This window comes from Lactococcus petauri (assembly GCF_023499275.1).
GTDB lineage: Bacteria > Bacillota > Bacilli > Lactobacillales > Streptococcaceae > Lactococcus > Lactococcus petauri.
On sequence record NZ_CP094882.1, the window covers coordinates 463,647 to 486,376 of the forward strand.

The 22,730-nt window shown below is 38.2% G+C and carries 25 protein-coding genes; 22 read left to right on the forward strand and 3 right to left on the reverse strand.

The window, feature by feature from the left end; genetic code table 11:
* Positions 1-3: 3 nt before the first annotated feature.
* Positions 4-2,148, reverse strand: a complete 2,145-nt coding sequence (locus lgb_RS02255; protein ID WP_061413561.1) for an amino acid ABC transporter substrate-binding protein/permease — start codon at positions 2,146-2,148, stop codon at positions 4-6.
* A gap of 238 nt (positions 2,149-2,386) precedes the next feature.
* Here lgb_RS02255 and lgb_RS02260 point away from each other — a divergent pair, with 238 nt between their 5' ends.
* The 18 genes from lgb_RS02260 to recD2 all read left to right on the forward strand — a co-directional run bounded on the left by lgb_RS02260 (position 2,387) and on the right by recD2 (position 18,763).
* Positions 2,387-3,043 (forward strand): VTT domain-containing protein, encoded by a 657-nt coding sequence (locus lgb_RS02260; protein ID WP_014024359.1) that lies wholly within the window; start codon positions 2,387-2,389, stop codon positions 3,041-3,043.
* A 73-nt stretch (positions 3,044-3,116) separates the two neighbouring features.
* Positions 3,117-3,983 (forward strand): shikimate dehydrogenase, encoded by an 867-nt coding sequence (locus tag lgb_RS02265; RefSeq protein WP_019293108.1) that lies wholly within the window; start codon positions 3,117-3,119, stop codon positions 3,981-3,983.
* A complete protein-coding gene (gene aroB, locus lgb_RS02270; RefSeq protein ID WP_019293107.1) occupies positions 3,967-5,028 on the forward strand; it encodes a 3-dehydroquinate synthase in 1,062 nt (353 codons plus the stop codon). The genes lgb_RS02265 and aroB overlap by 17 nt, the downstream gene beginning before the upstream one ends.
* Positions 5,025-5,138, forward strand: a complete 114-nt coding sequence (locus lgb_RS10310; RefSeq protein WP_019293106.1) for a DUF1697 domain-containing protein — start codon at positions 5,025-5,027, stop codon at positions 5,136-5,138. The genes aroB and lgb_RS10310 overlap by 4 nt, the downstream gene beginning before the upstream one ends.
* A gap of 318 nt (positions 5,139-5,456) precedes the next feature.
* Positions 5,457-6,383: a DMT family transporter gene (locus lgb_RS02280; RefSeq protein WP_019292066.1), complete on the forward strand. Its 927-nt coding sequence runs from the start codon at positions 5,457-5,459 to the stop codon at positions 6,381-6,383.
* Between the two features lie 6 nt (positions 6,384-6,389).
* Entirely contained in the window at positions 6,390-6,980 is a 591-nt protein-coding gene (locus lgb_RS02285) for a DUF1054 domain-containing protein (RefSeq protein WP_019293105.1), read from the forward strand.
* Between the two features lies 1 nt (position 6,981).
* A complete protein-coding gene (gene aroC / locus lgb_RS02290; RefSeq protein WP_019293104.1) occupies positions 6,982-8,151 on the forward strand; it encodes a chorismate synthase in 1,170 nt (389 codons plus the stop codon).
* A 133-nt stretch (positions 8,152-8,284) separates the two neighbouring features.
* The gene (locus lgb_RS02295; protein WP_019293103.1) at positions 8,285-8,635 is read left to right on the forward strand and encodes a YxeA family protein; all 351 of its coding nucleotides are present in this window, start codon (positions 8,285-8,287) and stop codon (positions 8,633-8,635) included.
* Positions 8,636-8,662: 27 nt separating this feature from the next.
* Positions 8,663-9,451 (forward strand): ABC transporter ATP-binding protein, encoded by a 789-nt coding sequence (locus lgb_RS02300; protein WP_019293102.1) that lies wholly within the window; start codon positions 8,663-8,665, stop codon positions 9,449-9,451.
* Entirely contained in the window at positions 9,444-11,417 is a 1,974-nt protein-coding gene (locus tag lgb_RS02305; protein ID WP_019293101.1) for an FtsX-like permease family protein, read from the forward strand. Before lgb_RS02300 ends, lgb_RS02305 begins: the two co-directional genes overlap by 8 nt.
* Positions 11,418-11,636: a hypothetical protein gene (locus tag lgb_RS02310; RefSeq protein WP_019292060.1), complete on the forward strand. Its 219-nt coding sequence runs from the start codon at positions 11,418-11,420 to the stop codon at positions 11,634-11,636.
* 109 nt (positions 11,637-11,745) lie between these two features.
* Positions 11,746-12,402: a response regulator transcription factor gene (locus tag lgb_RS02315; RefSeq protein WP_029345660.1), complete on the forward strand. Its 657-nt coding sequence runs from the start codon at positions 11,746-11,748 to the stop codon at positions 12,400-12,402.
* Positions 12,389-13,279, forward strand: a complete 891-nt coding sequence (locus tag lgb_RS02320; RefSeq protein WP_019293099.1) for a sensor histidine kinase — start codon at positions 12,389-12,391, stop codon at positions 13,277-13,279. Before lgb_RS02315 ends, lgb_RS02320 begins: the two co-directional genes overlap by 14 nt.
* Entirely contained in the window at positions 13,269-13,826 is a 558-nt protein-coding gene (locus lgb_RS02325) for a GNAT family N-acetyltransferase (RefSeq protein WP_019293098.1), read from the forward strand. The genes lgb_RS02320 and lgb_RS02325 overlap by 11 nt, the downstream gene beginning before the upstream one ends.
* 119 nt (positions 13,827-13,945) lie before the next feature.
* On the forward strand, positions 13,946-15,256 hold the full coding sequence (gene aroA, locus lgb_RS02330; protein WP_019293097.1) for a 3-phosphoshikimate 1-carboxyvinyltransferase: 1,311 nt from the start codon (positions 13,946-13,948) through the stop codon (positions 15,254-15,256).
* Positions 15,247-15,732 carry a shikimate kinase gene (locus lgb_RS02335; RefSeq protein ID WP_019293096.1) on the forward strand — a complete coding sequence of 162 codons (486 nt, stop codon included), beginning with the start codon at positions 15,247-15,249 and terminating at the stop codon, positions 15,730-15,732. The genes aroA and lgb_RS02335 overlap by 10 nt, the downstream gene beginning before the upstream one ends.
* The gene (locus lgb_RS02340) at positions 15,729-16,325 is read left to right on the forward strand and encodes a histidine phosphatase family protein (RefSeq protein ID WP_019293095.1); all 597 of its coding nucleotides are present in this window, start codon (positions 15,729-15,731) and stop codon (positions 16,323-16,325) included. Before lgb_RS02335 ends, lgb_RS02340 begins: the two co-directional genes overlap by 4 nt.
* Positions 16,322-18,763 (forward strand): SF1B family DNA helicase RecD2, encoded by a 2,442-nt coding sequence (gene recD2, locus lgb_RS02345; protein WP_019293094.1) that lies wholly within the window; start codon positions 16,322-16,324, stop codon positions 18,761-18,763. Before lgb_RS02340 ends, recD2 begins: the two co-directional genes overlap by 4 nt.
* Before the next feature lie 46 nt (positions 18,764-18,809).
* Here the strand turns inward: recD2 and lgb_RS02350 are convergent, their stop codons facing one another.
* Positions 18,810-19,019 (reverse strand): hypothetical protein, encoded by a 210-nt coding sequence (locus tag lgb_RS02350; RefSeq protein WP_019293093.1) that lies wholly within the window; start codon positions 19,017-19,019, stop codon positions 18,810-18,812.
* 430 nt (positions 19,020-19,449) lie between these two features.
* Positions 19,450-19,959 (reverse strand): HD domain-containing protein, encoded by a 510-nt coding sequence (locus tag lgb_RS02355; RefSeq protein ID WP_017368896.1) that lies wholly within the window; start codon positions 19,957-19,959, stop codon positions 19,450-19,452.
* 150 nt (positions 19,960-20,109) lie between these two features.
* Between lgb_RS02355 and rpsT the strand changes: the two genes are divergently transcribed.
* The 4 genes from rpsT to lgb_RS02375 all read left to right on the forward strand — a co-directional run bounded on the left by rpsT (position 20,110) and on the right by lgb_RS02375 (position 22,702).
* Positions 20,110-20,343, forward strand: coding sequence for a 30S ribosomal protein S20 (rpsT, locus tag lgb_RS02360; RefSeq protein WP_004259004.1), 234 nt, complete (start codon positions 20,110-20,112; stop codon positions 20,341-20,343).
* A gap of 235 nt (positions 20,344-20,578) precedes the next feature.
* Complete coding sequence (locus lgb_RS02365) at positions 20,579-21,238, forward strand: GyrI-like domain-containing protein (RefSeq protein WP_019293092.1); 660 nt, start codon at positions 20,579-20,581, stop codon at positions 21,236-21,238.
* Positions 21,235-21,894 carry a uracil-DNA glycosylase gene (locus tag lgb_RS02370; protein WP_019292050.1) on the forward strand — a complete coding sequence of 220 codons (660 nt, stop codon included), beginning with the start codon at positions 21,235-21,237 and terminating at the stop codon, positions 21,892-21,894. Before lgb_RS02365 ends, lgb_RS02370 begins: the two co-directional genes overlap by 4 nt.
* 103 nt (positions 21,895-21,997) lie before the next feature.
* Entirely contained in the window at positions 21,998-22,702 is a 705-nt protein-coding gene (locus lgb_RS02375; protein WP_019293091.1) for a Bax inhibitor-1/YccA family protein, read from the forward strand.
* The last annotated feature ends 28 nt before the right edge of the window (positions 22,703-22,730 follow it).

A 22,730-nucleotide genomic window follows, 5' to 3' on the forward strand; every position in this document is an offset into this window, starting at 1 on the left:
TCCTTATTTCATTTTTTGTTCGATGCGACGTCCTGCCCACATTAAGAGAAGCAGCACAACCATGTAAATCAAACCAATCAAACCGTAGACACGGAAAGCTTGGAAGTTACGTGCAACGATAATTTGACCTGCTTGCAAGAGTTCAACCAATCCGATAACAGATACCAAGGTTGTATCTTTCAGCGTAATAATAAATTGGTTAATCAAGCTAGGAATGGTAATCTTAACAGCTTGTGGCAAGATTACTTTTCGCATTGTTTTCACATAAGGAATACCAAGAGAGCGGCTGGCCTCCATTTGGCCAGTTGGAACAGCAGCAATACCGCCTCGAACGATTTCAGCAATGTAGGCTGATTCGTTAAGAGTTAAGGCAATAACACCGGCTGTAAACTCATTCAAAGGACTTTGATGACCTGTGAGGAGTTGCAACATATTTGGGATACCATAGAAAATGAAAATTGTTAATACCAAAAGAGGAATTGAACGGTTAAGATCGACATAAATACGTGAAATTGTACGGAGAGCTGGTGATGGACTTGCTGAGAAAAGGCCGAAGATTACACCGACAATCATTGCTAAAACAAAGGAAACTAAAGCCAATTGGATAGTGATCCAGAGACCTTTACCTAACTGTTTCCAGTTGTTTTTCAAGATGCCAAGCATTGTACTTTCCGTATCTGACTCTGTTGCTGATTCAGTTTTTGAAGCTAAATATTTATCAACAATTTCTTGATATTGACCGCTAGCACGTAGTGAAGAAAGACCGTTGTTAAACATTTCGATAAGCTCTGGGTTCGTTCCTTTTTTCACAGCAAAACCGTACTGACCAGTTGGGATACCTTCAAAAGGAGTTTTAAATTCTTGTCCTTGTTTAATGGCATATTTTACTACAGGCTCATCGTCCATAAAGGCTTGAATTGAACCATTGTTCAATGAAGAATACATTGAAGTAGCATCAGTAAATGTTTTTAAAGTATAGCCGTATTTGCTTTCGTTTTTCGTTAAATAGTCATAAGAAGCTGTCCCGTTCTTGGCACCAACTTGTTTTCCTTTTAGGTCTTCCCATTTCTTGATGTCTTCATTTGACTTAGAAACAGCAAGTGTCAAATTCGAATCATAATAGGCATCACCAAAGTCAAAGACTTTTTTACGTGCATCAGTGATTGACATACCCGCCATCATAGCGTCAGCATGTCCTGCTTGAACTGCATCTACCGCAGGTTGGAAACCAACGTGGTTCCATTTGATTTTGAAGCCTTGTTGCTTAGCAATAGCATTAAGTAAGTCTACATCAATACCTGTGAATTTTTTATCTGTGTTTTGGAATTCAAATGGGGCGAAGCTATTATCTGAGGCAATAGTGTAAACATCTTTTTTAGGAGTTGCTTTCTTACCACCAGTATATTTTTGAACGATTTTGTCATACTCGCCATTGGCTTTCATTTGAGTCAAAGCTTTGTTGAAACCATCGATGAGTTTAGAATTTTCACCTTTCATTACAGCAAAACCGTAACCCCCAGGAAGTGAGAAGGAAGGAAGATTGATTGCCAAGTCTTGCCCTTGATTGATGGCATAAGAGATGACAGGAGCTTCATCCATCGCACCTACGATGTTTCCTGCAGCCAGTGAGGCAAACATGTGAACACCGTCAGAGTAAGTTTTGATTGTATAGCCGTATTTATCTTGGTTTTTTTGCAACCAGTCATATGAAGCTGTTCCTTTTTTAGCACCAACAGCTTTGCCTTTAAGTTCATCATAGCTCTTAAGTGTAGAAGACTTTGTTGTAGCTAAAGTAATGGCTGAAGTATAATAAGGATCTGAAACATCAAAAACTTGTTTACGTTCGTCTGTGATCGTCATCCCAGCGATGACCGCATCAGCTTTTCCAGCTTTTAAGTTTTGAAGAGCAGCATCAAATCCAGGGAAAGACATCTCAAGCTTCCAGTCATTGATTTTAGCGACTTCCTTCATGATATCGACATCGATACCTACCCAATTTTTATCTGAATCTTGGAATTCAAAAGGGGCATAAGCATTATCACTCGCGATACGTACGGTTTCCTGAGCGCTAACATTATGAGCAGTTGCAAAGGACATTCCAGTAATCGTGGCGAATATTAAAGATAATGTAAGGAATAATTTCTTCATTTCATTATTTCTCCTAAGTTTCATTAATTATATAAACAATTATATACTTGTCAGTATACCATAAAACAAGGCTGAAAAAAATAAATTGTGTCATAAAATGTGACATGAAAAACAGTCCGAATAAATAAAAATAATAATTTTGTCTAAAAAAATAGACGAATGAGAATTTGATAAAGGCAAGCTTTTAGTGTAAAATAAAAAATGCAGTAACAGCATAACAAAAGGAAAATATAAAAATATGTTTACAACACTTTCGATGTTTGGCTTCTTCAATGACTGGATTTCTGGTTTTTTGAATGCACCAGGCGCACACGTTTGGGTCTATGTTCTTTTAGGAGCTATCATCTTTATTGAAACAGGGCTGGTTATTTTTCCGTTCTTACCGGGGGATTCAATTCTCTTTTTTGTAGGATCGATGGCCGCCATGTATCCAGATAAATTATCAATGCCTCTTCTGATTTTGATTATGGGGAGTTTAGCTTTTCTGGCCAATCTTCTGAATTATGAAATTGGGCGTAAATTTGGAGATGTAATTCCAAAACATAAAACGCTATCTAAATTTTTAAAGCCAGAGTACATTGAAGAAGCAGAGCAGTTCTTTGCTAAATGGGGTTCGTGGGCTATCTTCCTCGGGCGCTTTATGCCAATCATTCGTACGGTTGTTCCTTTTACAGCAGGAACAAGCCGCATGCCGCATAAAAAATTCGTGCTTTATAATTTTTTAGGTGGTTTTGCTTGGGTTATCGTCGCTTTAGGGGCAGGTTTCCTCTTTGGACAAGTACCTTTCATCAAGAAAAACTTTGAACTCGTCATGCTAGCAATCGTTGCTGTATCCTTACTTCCAGCAGTGATTGGCGTTGCCAAACGGTATTTCGCAGGGCGCAAAGCCGCTTAAAATAAGTTATAATAGTATTAGGAAACTAATACTATTTTTTTTATGTCAAAAACAAAGGGAATACAGGTGAACGATGGAAATAAATGGATACACTCGGATGGCTGCTGTGTTAGCACATCCCATTAAGCACAGTCTTTCTCCTTTTATTCATAATCGCGCTTTTGAGCTGACCAATGAAAATGCTGTCTACTTGGCTTGGGATTTGGAAGATGAAAAAATGCTCGAACAGACAATTAACAATGTCAGAACATTGGACATGTATGGTTTGAATATTTCGATGCCTTACAAGCAAAAAGCGGTGGAATTTATTGATGAATTATCCGAAGAAGCACAGTTGATTGGAGCAGTCAACACGATTGTCAATCAGAAGGGGAAATTAATAGGTTACAATACGGATGGTCAAGGTTTCTTCAGGGCGTTAAAGTTTAAACCGTGTCATAAAAAAATCACGCTAATTGGTGGTGGTGGTGCTGCGATTTCCATAATTGTTCAGGCTGCTTTGCTTGAAATGCACGAAATCACGGTTTTTGCTAGACATTCAACCTCCTATGCACGTTTAGAACAGCGTTTGGAAAAATTGTCACATCAGACAAAAATTACCATAAAACTTTACGACCTAGCTGATCATTCACGATTGCAAAAAGAAATTATGACATCAGACTTACTCGTTAATGCAACACCAGTAGGGATGTCTGGCGAAGCAATGCCGCTCCCTACTTCGATTCTTTTGCCCCCAGGAATTCTGGTGGTAGACACGATTTACAAGGTACGTGAAACACCAATGATGAAATGGGCGAAAAGCCAAGGGAGATCAACGATGAATGGAGTTGGTATGCTTATTCATCAAGCTGCCGCTTCTTTTGAATTATGGACAGGAAAAAAAATGCCTGTTGAGCAGATTAGACAGGAATTGGAGGAAAAAGATGAGGTTAAATGTTAATCTTCCAGAGCACCCTTATGATATCATTATTAAGAAGGGAAGCTTGTCACAAGTGGGACTATGGGTTGCACAACTCTGGCAACAACAAAAAGTTGTGCTTGTCACCGATGACAATGTTGAACCTCTCTATGGAAGAGAGGCAGTTTCACAGTTAAGAAATGAAGGATTTGAAGTTTTTACTTTTACTTTTCCAGCAGGTGAAGCAAGTAAAAACTTGTCTACTGTAGAGAAACTATGGGAATTTTGTGCCTTACATGGTTTGACACGCTCCGATGGAGTGATTGCTTTAGGTGGAGGCGTTGTTGGGGATTTAGCAGCTTTTGCCGCCAGTACATATATGAGGGGCATTCACTTTCTCCAAATACCAACAAGTTTAACAGCTCAGGTCGACAGTTCCATCGGTGGAAAAACAGGAATCAATAGTGATTATGCTAAAAATATGATTGGAACTTTTGCTCAGCCAGATGGTGTTCTGATTGATCCTGAGGTATTGAAAACCTTAGAGAAACGTGATTTTCGTGAGGGGATTGGTGAAATCGTCAAGTGTGCCTTGATTGCCGATAAACAACTCTGGATCCGCTTAAATGAGATACAGGATGCCGATGAACTTTTGCAAGAAGCAGAGTATTTTATTCGGGCAGCTTGCGATGTGAAACGGAAACTTGTTGTGGAAGATGAGTTTGATCAGGGAACGCGACTTTATTTGAACTTTGGGCACACAATTGGTCATGCTGTCGAAGCTTTTGCTGGCTATGGGCAGGTCATGCATGGTGAGGCTGTAGCTATTGGAATGATTCAAATAAGTAAAGTGGCGGAAAGTAAGGGGCTGATGCCTAAAGGACTAACTGCTCAAATTAAAGCGGTACTCCAAAAGTTTCAACTTCCTCAAACTTATGAACCATGGGATGAGTCAGCTTTGTTTGAAATCCTAACCCATGATAAAAAAGCGCGAGGCAAGATGATTAAGGCCGTACTTGTTCCCGAAATTGGACAGGCCAAAATTCATGAGATAAGCCTTCAAGAAATGAAGGAATATTTGAAATGAGATACTGGGCATTTCTTCGTGGAATAAATGTGGGTGGTAGTAAACTCAAAATGACAGACTTAAAAAAAGAGTTTGAAGCAGCTGGTTTTACAGATGTTTCACTGTTTTAGCTACAGGGAATGTCATTTTTAGCAGCGAAACCTTGCCTGATCTATCTTTTTTACCTGTGCATAGTTTTATAAAAACCGAACAAGAAATAAGAAAGCTTGTTAAAAATAAACCTTTTCTCAAATTGCTCAAAGCGAGTTTAATGCTCTGAAAACAAGTAGGGAAGAAGGACTTGTCCAAGTGAATACTTTTTATTGGAAGGGGCCAAAGGACGCGACTCTATCAACATCTTTTGGTAAAGTCTTAGGTAAAACAGTCTATAAAGACCTTTTTACAAGTCGCAATATCAATACAATGGAGAGAATAATTAAAAAATTATAATGTTTGTCTATCTTGGAATAGCACTTTTTGCGGGTTTTTTACTAGCAAACCAAAACCCGATTAATGCCGATCTTCGCAAAAATGTTAATTCGCCTTTTTGGGCATCAACAATTTCTCAAATTATTGGGGTTGTTTTCTTAGGTACAATCTCATTACTTTTGACCGGTGATTTGTTCCCCTCTACTGAATTTGTCCAGTCTCATCCTGCTTGGATATGGATTGGTGGATTACTCGGTCCAGTATATGTTACATCGAATGTCTTTCTTTTTCCACGACTAGGTGCTGTGCAGACTGTTATCTTGCCTATTTTGGGACAAATTTTAACTGGAGTTGTTATTGACAGCTTTGGTTGGTTTTACGCGGTCCAAATTCCGATGAGTCCTATTCGTATATTGGGGATTATTGTTACTATACTTGGACTTTTCATTGCCGTTGTTTTACCTAGCTTACGTGAAAAAGCAGGACAAGTTGAAGCCGAGCCCAATTTGATGCTTTGGCGCCTTTGGGCGATAATATCAGGTTCATTCACTGCGGTTCAACAGGCTATTAATGGACATTTGGGCACCTTATTGCATCGGCCGTTTCAAGCTTCATTTATGTCTTTCTTCATTGGACTGATTGCCATTGTCTGTGTGACTTTAGTGATTGAACGTCGCTTAATTACAAAAGTTGAATTAGGTAAGATAAAAAAATGGAATATATTGGGAGGTATCTGGGGAGCCTTCTTTGTTCTTGGCGCCGTTTTAGCAGTGCCAAAAATAGGGGCTGGCTTAAATATAATGATGGCATTACTTGGACAAATCATTGGTTCAATGTTGGTGCAACAGTTTGGTTGGTGGCGTTCAGATCGCTATCCGATACGTCTTATCCAAGTTGCAGGTGTTGCAGTAATGTTGGTAGGGATTATTTGTATAAAATTTTTGTGAGGAAATATGTTTAAAAAAGAATCATTTGAAGTCTTTGATATAGAAGGATTGGAAATGCGTATGCAGGGAGTGCGTGCTGAAATTCAACCGATTTTTATGGAAATAGGAGAACAGCTAAAAGAAAGAATAAAGCAGTCGTTCCCTGAACAGGAGTTTTACCTGCATATTGCACAGCATCGTCGGCGGACAAGCAATGCACCTGAAAACACGTGGTCTGCTATTGGCACACAAAAGCGTGGTTATAAAATGGAGCCGCATTTCCAATTAGGGATTTGGCAAGATTACGTGTTCATCTACCTTTCAATTATTGATCAACCCAAAGGACAAGCAGATTACGCTCAGAGATTGAGTTCGGATCTCTCATTACCCAAGGATTTTGTTCTATCTAAAGATCATACCAAGTCTGATTTTTATGGAAGTAGCCATCTTGAAGAATTTGTTACTCGGTTGAAAAATTTAAAAAAATCAGAGTTAGAGATGGGTAGAGTTTGGAAAGCTGAGCGTTTTGATGGTCAACAAGATGATATGATATTACAGGAAATGCTCGAAACTATCGATGATTTACTACCAATTTACCAAAAAATAATGGAGGATTAAGATGCGCTTTTTTACAGCAGGTGAATCACATGGGCCACGTTTGACAGCAATCATTGAAGGTTTGCCAGCAGGACTTCCACTTCAAGCTTCTGACATCAATGTTGAATTGAAACGCCGTCAAGGAGGATACGGACGAGGTGGTCGCATGAAGATAGAATCTGATCAGGTCGAAATCACCAGTGGTTTGCGTCATGGTAAAACTTTGGGAAGTCCACTTACTCTTAATGTAACCAATCGTGACTTCTCACATTGGACGGAAATTATGGCTGCGGAAGAAGTTGATGATGCCGTCAAGAGACAACGTAAATTGACAAAACCTCGACCAGGACATGCTGACTTGGTAGGGGGGATGAAGTATGAATTTGAGGATTTGCGAAATACACTTGAGCGCTCCTCTGCTCGTGAAACAACGATGAGAGTAGCTGTGGGAGCAGTTGCCAAGGCTTTGCTCAAACAGCTTGATATGGAGCTGGCTTATCATGTGGTTAATTTTGGAGGCAAAGATGTTGTTGCTCAACTTCCAGAACTCACTGTCAGCGAAATCAAAGCCAAAGCTGGTACAAATGATTTGTCTATTGTGGATATTTCAAGAGCTGAGGAAATTCGTTCATATATTGATAAAATAAAGAAAGCTGGCGACACCATCGGTGGAATTGTAGAGGTACGTGCTACAAATGTTCCGGCTGGTTTAGGATCTTACGTACATTTTGATCGTAAATTAGATGCAAAAATCGCAGCAGCTGTCGTTTCTATCAATGCCTTTAAGGGCGTGGAGTTTGGTCTTGGTTTTGAGGCCGGGCGACGTCAAGGCAGTCAAGTTATGGATGAAATCCTTTGGGAAAAGCACACAGGCTATAGCCGAAAAAGTAATAATCTTGGTGGTTTTGAAGGTGGCATGACTAATGGTGAGGACCTTATTATTCGCGGTGTCATGAAACCGATACCGACCCTATATAAGCCTCTCATGTCTGTCAATACTGAAACGCATGAACCTTATAAAGCGAGCGTTGAACGTTCTGATCCAACCGCTCTTCCAGCGGCCGGAGTAGTAATGGAAAATGTTGTTGCTACAGTCCTAGCCCAAGAAATCTGTGATAAGTTTTCAAGCGATAGTTTTAGAGAGCTACAAGAAGCTTTTCAAAACTATAAGGAACGCTTAAAAAACTTCTGATGAAATAAAAACTAGTCTCAAAAATAAGGCTAGTTTTTTTATTACAAAAGTGTAAGTTTGCAGAAAATATAATTTGTTAGAATAAAAGTGTAGGGTTAAGAAAAACAAAACCTAGTAGGAAAGAGGCAACAATATGAAAAAAGTATTATTTGGCTTACTTGCTCTAGCAGTAGTGATTGGTGGTCTAGGATATGGCTGGTACAAATCAAGCTACGGGGGTACAGAACGTTACGTAAAAATTACACAAGATGGTTCGGAAAAAATTGGAAAAAGCGATTCAGGCGAACGCATGGTGTCTTATGAGTACAAGCTACCTTCTTATGATAAAAATGGCGAAGGAAAAGATATTTCCTTTACAGCTACACACAATTTACGTAAAGATGCTTATCTTAAAGTGACAGATAATAAAGCAAAAGGTGTAACAAACTGGGAAGAAGTTCAAAAAAATGACTTGCCAAGTAAAGCAAAAGATAAATTAAATTAATCATCTAAAGGTGACAAGGGAGAAAAAATGCTATTAGAAGTTAAACATATCAAAAAAGTTTTCAAAACACGCTTTTCAAAAGAAGAAACAACGGCTCTTGCTGACATTGATTTTTCTGTCGAAGAAGGTGAATACATTGCTATTATGGGTGAATCAGGTTCAGGTAAAACAACACTCTTGAATATCTTATCAACTTTGGAAAAACCTACAGCTGGTCAAGTTTTACTTTCAGGACGTGACATTACAGCCATTAAAGACAAGGATATCTCAGCATTCCGCCGTGAACATCTCGGATTTGTCTTCCAAGATTTCAACCTCTTGGATACTTTATCAGTAAGGGATAATATTTATCTTCCCATGGTACTTTCTAAAGCGCCAGTAAAGAAAATGAAAGCACGTCTAGAAAACTTAGCACCTAAGTTGAATATCGAGACACTTTTAGAAAAGCAACCTTTTGAATTATCAGGGGGGCAAAAACAGCGTGTGGCTGTTGCGCGTGCTCTGATTTCTCAACCGGATCTTGTTTTGGCAGATGAGCCAACAGCAGCTTTGGACTATAAAAACTCAGAGAGTCTGCTTGAACTTTTCGAAAATATCAATGATGCTGGTCAAACAATCATCATGGTTACTCACTCAAGCTTAGCTGCAAGTCACGCAAAACGTGTTCTCTTCATTAAAGACGGAATGCTCTATCATCAACTTTATCGTGGCGATAAGTCATCAACAGAGTTTGCAAAAGAAATTACCTTATCAATGACTTCATTCTTGGGAGCTTCAGCTGACCCAAGCGAAACGGAGGTAGCCGATAATGCTTAGTTTTAAACTGGCAGCACAAAATCTGAAAAAAGGGTTGAAATCATTTGCGCCTTTCATCGTAGCGAGTGTAACAATGTTTGTCTTGCTTTTTGTTACTGCTGCAATTGCACAATCTCCATCCCTTGAAAAAATGAAGGGTGGCGCAGCAGTTGGGCAAATGATGTCCTTTGCGATGTGGATTTTGGCTATCTTTGGTGGGATTATTCTCATTTATAGTTATCGTTTCCTACAGTTGCAACGCTCACGAGAATTTGGGCTTTATGACATTCTCGGACTAGGGAAAAAGAAAATCGCCCTTGTTTCTTTCTTTGAACTCGTAATGAGTTATATTGCGACTGTCATTATCGGTACAATCGTTGGGATTGCTTTTTCTAAGTTCCTTTTCCTGATCTTTATCAATATGATTGGTGAAAGTAACTTTAACTTAGCGATTACACCCGCTTCTATTCTAACAGTAGCAGTAATATTCTTGCTCTTCTTTACTTTGCTTCTTATTATTGGAACATTTATCATTTGGAAATCTTCAAGTCTTGATCTGTTAAGAGAAGCATCTAAAGGTGAAAAAGAGCCTAAGTCAAACATTTTCATGGCCTTGATTGGTATTGTTTTACTGGTAGTTGGCTATGGCTTAGCACTAAATGTTGATAATCCCGTTAAAGCACTCTCAACTTTCTTCCTTGCAGTTCTGGCAGTTATTTTGGGAACTTACTTTTTCTATATCAGTTTTACCGTTTGGTATTTGAAATGGCGTAAAAAACGTAATTCTTACTATAAATCGCAAAACTTTATTACGATCAGCTCAATGCTTTACCGAATGAAAGCAAATGCGGTTGGCTTGGCCAATATTACCATTCTCTTGTCGATGACTTTAGTAACTTTAGTAGTTACAATCGGTATCTTCTTAGGCTCAACCCAAACTGTTGAACGTGCTTTTCCAAAAGAAGGACAATACACTGTTTATTCACAAGAAAAAACAGGTAATCAGCTGGCCCAAGATTTACAAGAAAAAGCAGACCAAGCGGGTGTAAAAATATCAAATGTCACAACAGCTTTAAGTGTGGACTATTTGATGGGTAACGGTCAAAAAGAAGGAGAAAATACTTTAAATATTACTCCAACAGGCGACCAAAAAACCGCCATTCAATTTTCAATGACAACTTTGCAAACGTTGAAAAATTTGGATGAAAATGTTTCTGATATTTCGGACAACCAGGTTAATATCGTTGATTACTTTGGTGCCTATCCAAAACTTACAGATTTTAACTGGTTTGGAACAAAATATAAAGTGAATGACGTCATGGCTACACAGGATTTAAACAAATATCCTATCATGATAAATATCACAACGCCAATGCTTCTTATCTTCCCAAATGATGCAGCATTACATCAAGCTCTTGAGGTTTATAATAAAGCAAATAATGATGGTGAACAAGCTTATCAAGTGAGTCCATCTGTGACAGTTAACTTTGATATTGCAGAAAAAGATCAAGAAAGATTAACAAATGCGTTAGGTAATAATGATGGAGACCATATGCTCAGCTTCCGTTCAGCTGAGATGAAAGAAGTTAGAACTGGAATCGGTGCCTTTGTCTTTATCGGTTTGGTTCTTGGCATTAGCTTCATTTTAGGTGCTGCCTTGATTATCTATTACAAACAGTTGTCAGAAGGTGTGCAAGACAAACGTTCATTCAAGATTCTACAAGAAGTAGGTTTATCAAAAGAGCAAGTGTCTAAGACCATCAAGTCACAAGTAAGCATGATTTTCTTATTGCCAATCGCAATGACGATTGTACATTTCAGCTTTGCTTACATTATGATTAGTAAGCTTATTGGTATCTTTGGAATCATGGATAGCCAGTTAATTCTTTGGATTAGCTTAGGAACTATTGCTGCTTTAGCCTTTATTTATTGGTTAATCTATAAAGGAACAAGCCTTGTGTATTACAATATTGTGGAGAAAAAATAAATGGAAAAAATACCCTATTACTTACTGGTCCTTGGTGGCTCACTTACTGTTCTTACTTTCTGTGCCTGGTATGTTTGGGGCATCATTCAATTTGTTCAAAGAAAGATTAAGAACTGCAAGGATATCAAACTTTTACAGTCTTTAACGCTTAGTTTGCATATCCTTTCACTTCTCATTATTGTTGGTTTAGGCTATTATGGCTTTACAACATTTTTCTAAAAATCAGATGGAATCATCTGATTTTTTTATATGTTATAATAGGAGAAAGAAAAAATTGATAGTGAAAAAAGAACAAGTGATAACAGATCTGCAAGTTCGGGAGGAAAAAATGCCCAAAATTTTTATTGTTGAAGACGATAAAACGATTGTTAAAATGTTGACTAATGCCTTGAAAAGTGACTTTCAGGTCTATTCTGTTTTAAATTTTCGGGCAGTCAAGCAGGAAATATTGGAAGCAGATCCGGACTTAGTCTTAATGGATATTGGTTTACCCTTTTATAACGGTTTTTACTGGACAACAGAATTACGCAAAGTCTCACAAATTCCGATTATTTTTATCTCGTCGATGAGTGATGATATGAACCAAGTCACAGCCATGAATCAAGGAGCTGATGATTTTGTTACAAAACCTTTCTCCTTGGATATCTTGCAGGCCAAAATAAAGGCATTGCTTCGTCGTTCTTACAACTTTTCTGGCCCTGAGAAATTAGAATTTTCCGGCTTTATTTTATCTGACAACATGGTAAAATCAGGAGAAAGTCAGATTGATCTCACACCTTCCGAAAACAAAATCTTGAGTGTTCTTTTTAGAGCTAACGGAGCTGTTGTAAGCAAAGAAGCTATTCTTCAAGAACTTTGGCAAACAGATGAATTTATCGACAGTAATACTTTAAATGTAAAAATGACACGTTTACGTAAAAAACTAGCAGAAATTGGATTTGCACATTTGGTAACGAAACGAGGTGTAGGCTATGCCTTGGAGTAAAATAAAGCGGTTTTTGCAGACAAAAATTGCACAAATCGGAGTGTTTCTGGTGATGCTCTTTATCTTTGTGAGCAACTTTTTACTCTGGCATCTTCCGATTGAATCCCTTATCAATGCAACTATTCTTGCTTTGATTGTATTTGTGATTTACTTGGTTTCCTCATATTTTCGATGGGCGAATAGAGAAGCACTCTTATGTGACTTGAAACATGAGCTTTTGGATTTGGGAGAAAACCTGCGTGCAAAAGAAAAACACATTAAAGAAACAGAAGATATTATCAAAGTCTGGTCCCATCAAATGAAAATCCCTTTGGCCGCAATCGATTTAATGGCACAAACAGAAATTAATCCAATCGAATTAAAAAACCAAACTTTCGCTTTGGATAATTACTTAAAAATGTTATTGGAATACCAACGTATAGCCAATATTTCAACAGATTTTCATTTTGAGAAATTTTCTGTCGCTGCCCTTTTGCGAGAACTGCTCAAAAAATACAGCAGTTTTTTCATCCAGAAAAATTTATCCGTCACTATTTCAGGTGACTGGGAAATTACTACAGATCGCAAATGGTTCAGCTTGGCAATAGAGCAGTTACTCAATAATGCTATAAAATATACAAATGAAGGCAGTTTAACAATTAGTATCGAAGAAAATAAAATTATTTTAAGTGATACAGGAATAGGGATTTTACCCGAAGATTTGCCACGCATATTTGAGCATGGTTTCACAGGCTATAACGGTCGCAGCTATTATAAAGCATCGGGTTTAGGCTTGTACTTAACAAAACTCATTTTGGATCGACTTGACTTTTGTATTAAGATAAGCTCAGAGCTAGGCGAAGGAACAACCGTTGAGGTGAAAAAAAATGAACAATAAACAAGTAATACTTGCACAACATCAAAATTTTGAAACAGAACGTTTAATTTTTAGAAAAGTAGAACTTGCGGACAAAGAAGACCTTTTTGAATATGCAAGTGATCCAGAAGTTGTACGTTATGTTTCATTTCCCGCACATAAAGATTTAGCTATGACTGAAGAAAGTATTGTGGAGTATTTTATACCACAGCGCTTATTTTGCTGGGCAATTTTGGATAAGCAGAGCGAAAAAATGATTGGAACCATTGATCTAAGGCTCGACGGAGATCAAGCTGTATTTGGTTGGGTGCTTAATCGTAACTTTTGGGGGAGAGGACTAATGCCAGAGGCTGCCGCTTCCCTTAGAGATTTAGCTTTTAACCAACTTGATGTAAAAATTATTGTAGCAGAACATGATGCAGAAAATCCAAAGTCAGGACGTGTAATGGAAAAGATTGGCATGCGAAAAACGGGTCAAGTCTATACATATATGGCAAAAGAGGGACGTTCTGTCCTGTGTGACTATTGGATCTTGACGAAAGAAGAATATTTAAAAACGAAAAACTAAAAAACCACTTGCGCGTAGTGGTTTTTTTGATATAAGGTCAAGAAAAACAATACAATATTACAGCTCTTGACTTGTGCTATAATAGAAGATAAATCGTAGAGAAGAAAGTTTGAAACGCAATGAAACTCGAAATAAAGGCAAAATCACTCACAGGTAAACTTACTGTTCCTGGGGATAAATCAATTTCTCACCGCTCCATAATGTTTGGGGCGATTTCACATGGTCAAACGAGGGTTAAGCATATTTTGCGAGCTGAGGATGTCACAGCTACAATGCAAGCTTTCCAAGACTTGGGTGTTAAAATTGAAGATAAAGAGGAGATAATCTATATTCAAGGACAGGGCTTTGAGGGCTTACAGCCAGCGGATAAGCCCTTGGATATGGGAAATTCAGGAACATCGATGCGATTAATGTCGGGGATTCTCGCTGGTTTAGACTTTGATACAAAATTGATTGGTGATGCTTCGCTCTCGCGTCGCCCAATGGATCGTATTGCTCACCCATTAAAATTAATGGGAGCAAAAATCTCTGGTCAAGGAGAAACTTGCCTGCCACCTTTAGAAATTCAAGGAAGACAACTGCAGTCTATTAACTATCAACTGCCTGTAGCCTCTGCACAAGTAAAATCAGCTTTGATTTTTGCCGCACTACAAACAAAGAGTAATCAAATATCAGAAATTGTGGAAAAAGCGGTGACACGAAATCATACCGAAGAAATGCTTCAACAGTTTGGTGGAAAACTTACAGTATCGGGAAAGCATATCCGAATAAGAGGTGGACAAAAGTTAGAAGGCCAAGAAATTACAGTGCCTGGAGACATTTCCTCAGCAGCTTTTTGGATTGTTGCTGCTTTAATTATTCCAGGAAGCAATATTGAACTGCAAAATGTTGGTATCAATGCCACACGAACAGGAATAATTGATGTTGTTACTGCTATGGGAGGAAAAGTTGAAATCACCAACCAAACTGCGATAGCCGCTACACTCAAAATTCGTTATAGCACATTGACTGCAACCCAGATATCGGGCGATTTGATTCCAAGGTTGATTGATGAGCTGCCGATTATTGCTCTTTTAGCTACACAAGCTGAGGGTGAAACGGTTATTGCAGATGCGGAAGAGCTTCGTGTCAAAGAAACGGATCGTATCTCAGTTGTATCGGAAATCTTAAAAGCGATGGGAGCTGATGTTACACCCACAGCGGATGGGATGAAGATTAGAGGGAAGACAAACCTTCATGCGCCTCATAAAGACATCAATACGCACGGTGATCATCGTATCGGTATGATGACAGCAATTGCGGCGCTTCTTGTACAAGAAGGAGAAGTTGTTTTAGAAGGAAGTCAAGCCATTAAAACAAGTTATCCAACTTTCTTTGACGATCTGAAAGGTTTACTTGGGACAAGCAAGGAGGAACGAGAATGGCAGTAGTGTTGATTGGGTTTATGGGCGCAGGGAAATCAACGATTGCAAGGGCTCTAAATAAGGAAAACTTTATTGACCTTGATCAAGCCATTGAACAAGAGATTGGAATGCCCATTATACAATTTTTTCAGGAATATGGCGAAGCTAAATTTCGACAAATTGAAAGAGAAACACTTGAGGCAGCGGTGCTCTCAGGATTTAATGTTGCCACAGGTGGCGGCATTGTTCAACTTGTAGAAAATCGGGACTGTCTGAAAAAGCTGAAAAATGTCGTTTATCTCAAGGCAGATTTTGAAACGCTCTATGAACGTATTCTTACTGATCAAAAAAATAAAAGACCATTGGCTACACAACCCGTACAAGACGTAGAACAATTGTTTATGCAGCGTGAAAAATTCTACGAAGAAGTAGCGGATATTATTATTGAAACCAAGGACAAAAAACCAGAAGAAATAATTAAAGAAATTCAGGAATTAAAATGAAAATCTATTTTGTAAGACATGGTAAAACGCAATGGAACCTCGAAAAAAGGCTCCAAGGTCAAAAAGGGGACTCGCCTCTTTTGCCGGAATCCTATGAGGCGATAGCCCGAGTAAATGAAAGACTGGGACAAATTGTCCAATTTGATAAAGTGATTTCTAGTCCGCAGCCGCGTGCTGTGACAACCGCAAAATTGTTAACTGCTTTGCCAGTAAATACAGATATTCGCCTTTCCGAATGGAATTTTGGTCAGCTGGAAGGCCAGTTGGTCGCAAATGCACTCTTGAAGTATCCAGATGAAATGTTTGCTTCTCGGAATGAATTGCAAAATTTTGATGGGCGCCATTTTGGAGCGGAAACAGTAGCTAATGTTTTAGCACGTTTTGATAGTTTAGCAAATGACCTCAAAAAGCAAGAGGCTGAAAATATATTATTGGTCGGTCATGGTGCTTCAGGGACAGCGGGAATGCGACATTTAGCGGGCTTTCCGCTACAAGAGTTACGTACAGCTGGTGGCTTAGCCAATAATAGTGTAACTGTTTTAGAAACGAAAGGTCAACGTTTTGAGCTGTTGCACTGGAATAAAGTGTTATGACAGAAAAAATATATTTTACCGGAACAATTGAAGCGATTTTCTTTAGTAATCCTAGTAATTTTTATAAAGTACTTTTAGTAGAAGTGGATGATACCAATAGCGATTATGAAGATTATGAAATTGTTGTAACCGGAACAATTGGGGAGTTGATCGAAGGGGACAGTTATACCTTCTATGGTAAACTTACGACACATCCAAAATATGGGGAGCAGCTTCAAGTTGAAACTTATGAAAAAGCTGTACCGACCAGTGCTGCAGGACTAATTAAATACTTTTCTTCTGATAAATTTCCTGGGATTGGTAAAAAGACGGCAGAAAGAATCGTGGCTCTTTTTCCTGATGATACAGTTGACAGTATCTTAAGTAAGCCGGAAGAATTAGACGATATCCTTCCTTTAGCAAAGAAAAATTCCTTTATTAAAAGACTTCGTGACAATCATGGTGTGGAAAAGATTTTATCAAAGCTTGCAGAATATGGTATCCCCAGTAAGCTCCAATTTCAAATTCATGAGCTTTACAAAGATCAAACCTTGGATATTATCGCCAAGAATCCTTACCAGTTGGTTGAAGATATCAAAGGAATTGGCTTTAAAACAGCGGACCAAATTGCTCAAGAATTGGGAATTGCAGCAGATAGTAGTGACCGCTTTAGAGCGGGATTGATGCATGTGGTTAAAACACACCCTTTAATTACGGGCGATACTTATATTGAAGCGCGTGATCTTTTGCAACAAACAATCCAAGTTTTGGAAGAAGCACGCCAGATAGAAGTTAGCCCAGAGACTGTGGCTGAAGAAATCAACCATCTGCTTGAAGACGGTAAAATGCAACAAGAAGAAACTAAAATATTTGAAAATTCCCTTTATTTTGCTGAGCAAGGCATTAGTGAATACCTCAAAAAACTTATTGGACGTAGTACTCAGACCTACTCAGATGAAAAAATTTTGAAAAATATTGAGCAAGTGGAAACCAAGCTCGGCATTCGCTACGATAAACTGCAGAAAGAAGCTATTTTTCAAGCTTTAAATAGTCAGTTCTTCATTTTAACCGGTGGACCAGGAACAGGTAAAACAACGATTATCAACGGTTTTATCGAAACTTATGCACAGCTTCATGACATTGATTTAGATCCTGGGCATTATCATGATGATGTTTTCCCTATTCTTCTGGCAGCACCAACAGGAAGAGCAAGTCGCCGGATGAATGAACTTACTGGCTTACCGGCAGCAACGCTTCATCGCCATTTAGGTTTAAATACTGATGAAGCAATGGATATGGAAAGTAATGATCTTACGGGTTCACTTTTGATTGTTGATGAATTTTCAATGGTAGATACCTGGTTAGCAAATAAACTTTTACAAGCCATTCCTCCTTCCATGAAAGTACTCTTTGTAGGCGATGCAGATCAGCTGCCGTCAGTTGGTCCTGGGCAAGTCTTTGCAGACTTGCTGAAGCTTCCAGAGGTTCCTTCAGTTCGCTTGGATAAAATCTTCCGTCAAGGCGCCGAATCGACGATTATTGACCTTGCTCATGAGATTAAGGAAGGCCGTTTGCCACAAGATTTTACTAGCCGTCATCCCGATCGTTCTTATTTTGAAGCTGGAACAGGACAAGTTGCTCATCTTGTGAAACAAGTTGCGACTGCGTGGAAAAAAAGAGGAAATAATCCTTTTGAATTGCAGATTTTAGCACCGATGTATAAAGGTGTAGCTGGGATAAACACCTTAAATGGTTTGTTGCAAGAATTGTTCAACCCTCTTGATGAGCGACAAGAGTTTAATTATCAGGATATTCATTTTCGAGAGGATGATAAAGTTCTCCATTTAGTCAATGATGCAGAAAACAATGTTTTTAATGGCGATTTAGGGAGGATTGTTGAGCTTATTCCAGCAAAACATACAGAAAGCAAGCAAGACGAAATTGTGATGGATTTTGATGGTCAGGAAGTGAGCTATCCTCGCGCAGAGTGGTATAAAATTACCTTAGCTTACGCAATGTCTATTCATAAGTCGCAAGGGAGTGAGTTTTCAACAGTTGTTGTTCCAATGGTTTCGTCCTATTCAAGGATGCTGGAACGTAATCTCTTGTATACAGCAATTACGCGAGCCAAACAAAGTCTAATTCTTATTGGAGAACAAAAAGCCTTTGCCCAAGCTGTTCAAAAAGAAAGTGCCAATCGAAAAACTTTCTTAAAGGAGCGATTTACTGGCAAAGCAGAGCCTGTAGAAGAAATAAAGCAAACTTTGGATGATGATAAGAGTGAAACAACTGTGAAAGTTAGTCAACCTCAAACAGAGGAAATTTCGCTTTTTCCTGAAGAAAATTTTACTTCTGCATCATATCCGATTGAGCCTTTTTTAACAGCAGATTTGGTTAATTCGGGTGATTTTGATCCATTGATTGGGCTTACGGAAGCTGATTTTGCAATTTTTAAATAAAAAAAGACGGTTTAAAACCAGTCTTTTTTTATTTTAACTTTTAGCCTCAAAAAGTTAAATCATCAAAATCAGTGAGTTCATCTTGGAGCTTTTGTGTTAGTACTGTATAAGCTACAGCATATTTTTTAGGGTAAGCATCGCTGGCGGATAGTTCGTTTGCTTTCTCTAAAGCAGAGAACAAACCTTCAGTCATATTGACATTATTTAGTATGCACAAGGCCAAATCATGCACGCGTTGTTCTTTTGAAAGACTCATAATATTAAGCCCCTTTCCATAAAGTTGAGTAAAAAATTACGAACGATAAGCTTACCAATATTATAACATGGTAGCGGTTAAGAAAAGTTAAAATTGTTCTGATTTTTAAGGATTTAATAGCTTTCCCTTGTGATATTGAAGTCATTAATTTTTGGCCAAGGGACAACCAATACATAAGTGGCACATTCATCATCTTTTTTACTTCCGAAAATTTTTGGAAATATAAATATGAAGTAGAATTTATACGTTCTTTTAGTCTACAGTGATAAAATAACATTATAAATTTTATCTAGTACGCTTTATAATTTTCACATTTTTGTCAACTTAGGGCTAAAAAAGGTGTTAAACCTCTTGAATGTCTGAAAAATAAAAAAAGAAGCATCTAACCATTGGTTAGATACTTCTCATGAACTATTGTTATGCTAATAGTTCAAATTGGAAGGTGACGTTTAAAGTATTTGCGCGTTTTCCATTTGAAACGTGCAGTTTCTACGCCTTCAGTCATTGCGACATAATCGTCTGCTAAGGTAACAACCCAGCTTTCTTTATAACGTGGCGGTGCTATTGTAGCCCCCCACATATGTTTGACGATGCAGTCGTACTCAAGATCAGAAAGGGTAGTAATTTTTGCTGCATTACGGGCAGCGATACGAGGATGAACATAGGCATGACTTTTGTTAAATTTAGTGTCGCGCCAATCGTAGTAGAAAAGGTCGTGTAAGAGACCTGCACGGGCAGCAGATTTTGCATTCCAGCCCATCTTTTTACAAACTAAATAGCTCACATAACTTACCTTGATTGAATGAATCAAACGTGTTGAAGTATAGTGATGGGTGATTTCATCAAGCTGTTTCAGTTCCGGCATTTCAAGAAAGTGACCAACATAACTCATAAACTCGGCATCTGTCAACCATGGATTTTCATCTAATTTCATATTCATATTATAGCACCATTCTATAAAATGTAAATAGCGATATGCAATTTGACACAAGAAAAAAGAAAAATATTTCAATTTTCTTTTGACAAACAGTTGCTAAAAAGCTAAAAATCCTGTATAATTTATAGGTATTACAAAAATTTGGAGGAAATAATGGCTAATATCAAATCTGCAATCAAACGCGCTGAATTGAACGTTGTTGCTAACGAACGCAACTCACAACAAAAATCTGCAATGCGTACTGCAATCAAAAAATTTGAAACTGCACCAAGCGAAGACACATTCAAAGCTGCAAGCTCTGCAATCGACAAAGCTGCATCAAAAGGTCTTATCCACGCTAACAAAGCTTCACGTGACAAATCACGTTTGGCAGCTAAATTGGGCTAATTCTTAATTGCAAAAAAATATTCCTGTCTGCTGATAGGATTTTTTTTTACTCTAAAAATGGGAGAACTTTGGATGAAGCTGACGATAGAAATAAAACATGTAAGATAAATGTTATAATAATGTTATTAACAACGTTGAATTTATAGGTGGCATGGGCAGGGAGTCGCCAGCGACAAAGAAAGGAGAGGAAAGTAGAAAAAAGAAATAATTTTCTGCTTATTTCCGATACCAAACAATGACAGATTCTATAAAAGTAGATTTTAAAAAAACTGAAAAAGAGTTTTATTTTCCTAAAAAAATTGAAGTAATTACTGTACCTGAGATGTCTTATTTGACTGTTTCTGGTCAAGGTGCACCAGCTGGTACAGCTTTCCAAGAAGCGATTGCTTCACTTTATCCTATAGCATATGCTATTTCAATGTCCTACAAAAGAGAAGATGTGGTGATTCCACAGTTTTACCGTTTTGTTGTGCCGCCCTTGGAGGGTTTGTGGACAAGCCGGACGGCTCCAAAGGCTAATGAGCCTCTACGTAAAGAAGAACTGATTTGGAAAGTTATGATTCGGATGCCAGAATTTGTAACTGAAGAAATTGTTGAGTGGGCCAAAAAAGACACAGCTTCAAAGAAAAAACAAGATTTTTCTCAAGTAAAATATGAAAAGATTACAGACGGACTTTGTATTCAAGCCATGCATAAGGGGAGTTTTGACGATGAAGCTGAAACTTTTACTTTGATGGAGGAATTTGCCGCTGCAGAGGGCTATGAACTTATCCACAAAGAATTCCATCATCGTGAGATTTATCTTAGCGATTTCCGGAAAACTGCCCCAGAAAAGTTAAAAACCGTATTGCGCCAATATGCACAAATTAAAACGAAGGAGAAGGAAGGACAATGAAAAAAACGGATTGGAGTGAACCTTTAAGAGAACGATTGCCTCAGGAATACTTTTCAACCCTTGTTGATTTTATCAATGACGTTTATTCACAAGGCAATGTTTACCCGCCTGAGGATAAGATATTTCGAGCGATTGAATTGACTGCTTTAGCTGATGTCAAAGTTGTACTAGTTGGACAGGATCCTTATCCACAGCCGGGTAAAGCTCAGGGACTAAGTTTTTCCTATCCAGCTTCCTTCGTGGTGAATCGACCAGACTCTATTGTCAATATTCGGAAAGAACTTAAAAGCGAGGGCTTTGATAAAGAGGATTCAGATTTAACACATTGGGCTGAGCAAGGGGTTTTATTGCTCAATGCTGTACTTACCGTCCCTGAGATGAAGTCTAATGCTCATAAAGGAAAAATTTGGGAACCTTTGACAGATGAGATAATAAAAATTGCTTCGGATGATGATCGTCCAAAAGTCTTTCTCTTATGGGGTGGTGATGCACGTAAGAAAGCGAAGCTGATTGATTCTTCTAAGCATTTAATACTTGAATCTGCACATCCTTCACCTCTTTCTGCTTCTCGTGGCTTCTTTGGCTCACAGCCATTTTCGAAAGCCAATACCTTTTTAGAAAAAACAGGACAAAAAGGGATAGATTGGTCAAAATAAGAAAATTATGAAGAAAGAACCCCAAACTAGGACTCAAGTCTGATGACAGCATTGTAAATTTTTGGTAAAATAGTCTTAAAGGTATATTAGAAAAGGAGATACTATGGAAAATCCATTTATAAATAATAATAGAAGTCAAGTATCGCTGAATCAATTTTTTGCTCGCATTTATGGGATTGTCGGGATTGGAGTTGCTGTTTCAGCACTCACATCTTTTTTAACAATAAATTTCTTCTGGGAAGCAACTCAGAATTTTGTTAATCGTGCAGGTTTTGGAATGATTATCCTCTTATTCTTGCCACTGGTTCTCGTCTTCCCTATGCAAAATGCAGCCATGAAAAATAAACCCACAGCTTTGCCAATGTTTGTTGGTTTCTCAGTTTTAATGGGCTTTATCATGAGTTTTACAATTGCAGCTTATACGGCTTCTGATGTCACTTTGGCCTTTGTGTCAACTGCTGGAATGTTCTTTGGGCTTTCAGTTTATGGACGTACAACTAAACGTGATTTGACAGGTATGGGGCGTGCAATGATGGGGATGCTGATTGGTTTAATCATCGCAGGGGTTATTAACATCTTCTTAAGAAGCCCAATGGTCGTCTTTGTTTCTTCAATCATTAGTGTCCTCGTTTTTAGTGGGCTGATTGCTTGGGACAATCAAAAGATTGAGCATGTTTACCGCCAAAATAACGGTAATGTAAGTAACGGCTGGGCGATTAGCATGGCGTTATCACTCTATCTTGACTTTATCAACCTTTTCCTCTCACTCTTGAGAATCTTTGGATTTATGGGAAACAGTCGTGATTAATAAAAAACTTCATCAATTGATGAAGTTT

Bases quoted from the DNA above. Each gene is read 5' to 3' on its own strand.
- lgb_RS02255 (WP_061413561.1), bottom strand. From the start codon at position 2,148: ATGAAGAAATTATTCCTTACATTATCTTTAATATTCGCCACGATTACT.
- lgb_RS02260 (WP_014024359.1), top strand. From the start codon at position 2,387: ATGTTTACAACACTTTCGATGTTTGGCTTCTTCAATGACTGGATTTCT.
- lgb_RS02265 (WP_019293108.1), top strand. From the start codon at position 3,117: ATGGAAATAAATGGATACACTCGGATGGCTGCTGTGTTAGCACATCCC.
- aroB (WP_019293107.1), top strand. From the start codon at position 3,967: ATGAGGTTAAATGTTAATCTTCCAGAGCACCCTTATGATATCATTATT.
- lgb_RS10310 (WP_019293106.1), top strand. From the start codon at position 5,025: ATGAGATACTGGGCATTTCTTCGTGGAATAAATGTGGGTGGTAGTAAA.
- lgb_RS02280 (WP_019292066.1), top strand. From the start codon at position 5,457: ATGTTTGTCTATCTTGGAATAGCACTTTTTGCGGGTTTTTTACTAGCA.
- lgb_RS02285 (WP_019293105.1), top strand. From the start codon at position 6,390: ATGTTTAAAAAAGAATCATTTGAAGTCTTTGATATAGAAGGATTGGAA.
- aroC (WP_019293104.1), top strand. From the start codon at position 6,982: ATGCGCTTTTTTACAGCAGGTGAATCACATGGGCCACGTTTGACAGCA.
- lgb_RS02295 (WP_019293103.1), top strand. From the start codon at position 8,285: ATGAAAAAAGTATTATTTGGCTTACTTGCTCTAGCAGTAGTGATTGGT.
- lgb_RS02300 (WP_019293102.1), top strand. From the start codon at position 8,663: ATGCTATTAGAAGTTAAACATATCAAAAAAGTTTTCAAAACACGCTTT.
- lgb_RS02305 (WP_019293101.1), top strand. From the start codon at position 9,444: ATGCTTAGTTTTAAACTGGCAGCACAAAATCTGAAAAAAGGGTTGAAA.
- lgb_RS02310 (WP_019292060.1), top strand. From the start codon at position 11,418: ATGGAAAAAATACCCTATTACTTACTGGTCCTTGGTGGCTCACTTACT.
- lgb_RS02315 (WP_029345660.1), top strand. From the start codon at position 11,746: ATGCCCAAAATTTTTATTGTTGAAGACGATAAAACGATTGTTAAAATG.
- lgb_RS02320 (WP_019293099.1), top strand. From the start codon at position 12,389: ATGCCTTGGAGTAAAATAAAGCGGTTTTTGCAGACAAAAATTGCACAA.
- lgb_RS02325 (WP_019293098.1), top strand. From the start codon at position 13,269: ATGAACAATAAACAAGTAATACTTGCACAACATCAAAATTTTGAAACA.
- aroA (WP_019293097.1), top strand. From the start codon at position 13,946: ATGAAACTCGAAATAAAGGCAAAATCACTCACAGGTAAACTTACTGTT.
- lgb_RS02335 (WP_019293096.1), top strand. From the start codon at position 15,247: ATGGCAGTAGTGTTGATTGGGTTTATGGGCGCAGGGAAATCAACGATT.
- lgb_RS02340 (WP_019293095.1), top strand. From the start codon at position 15,729: ATGAAAATCTATTTTGTAAGACATGGTAAAACGCAATGGAACCTCGAA.
- recD2 (WP_019293094.1), top strand. From the start codon at position 16,322: ATGACAGAAAAAATATATTTTACCGGAACAATTGAAGCGATTTTCTTT.
- lgb_RS02350 (WP_019293093.1), bottom strand. From the start codon at position 19,019: ATGAGTCTTTCAAAAGAACAACGCGTGCATGATTTGGCCTTGTGCATA.
- lgb_RS02355 (WP_017368896.1), bottom strand. From the start codon at position 19,959: ATGAATATGAAATTAGATGAAAATCCATGGTTGACAGATGCCGAGTTT.
- rpsT (WP_004259004.1), top strand. From the start codon at position 20,110: ATGGCTAATATCAAATCTGCAATCAAACGCGCTGAATTGAACGTTGTT.
- lgb_RS02365 (WP_019293092.1), top strand. From the start codon at position 20,579: ATGACAGATTCTATAAAAGTAGATTTTAAAAAAACTGAAAAAGAGTTT.
- lgb_RS02370 (WP_019292050.1), top strand. From the start codon at position 21,235: ATGAAAAAAACGGATTGGAGTGAACCTTTAAGAGAACGATTGCCTCAG.
- lgb_RS02375 (WP_019293091.1), top strand. From the start codon at position 21,998: ATGGAAAATCCATTTATAAATAATAATAGAAGTCAAGTATCGCTGAAT.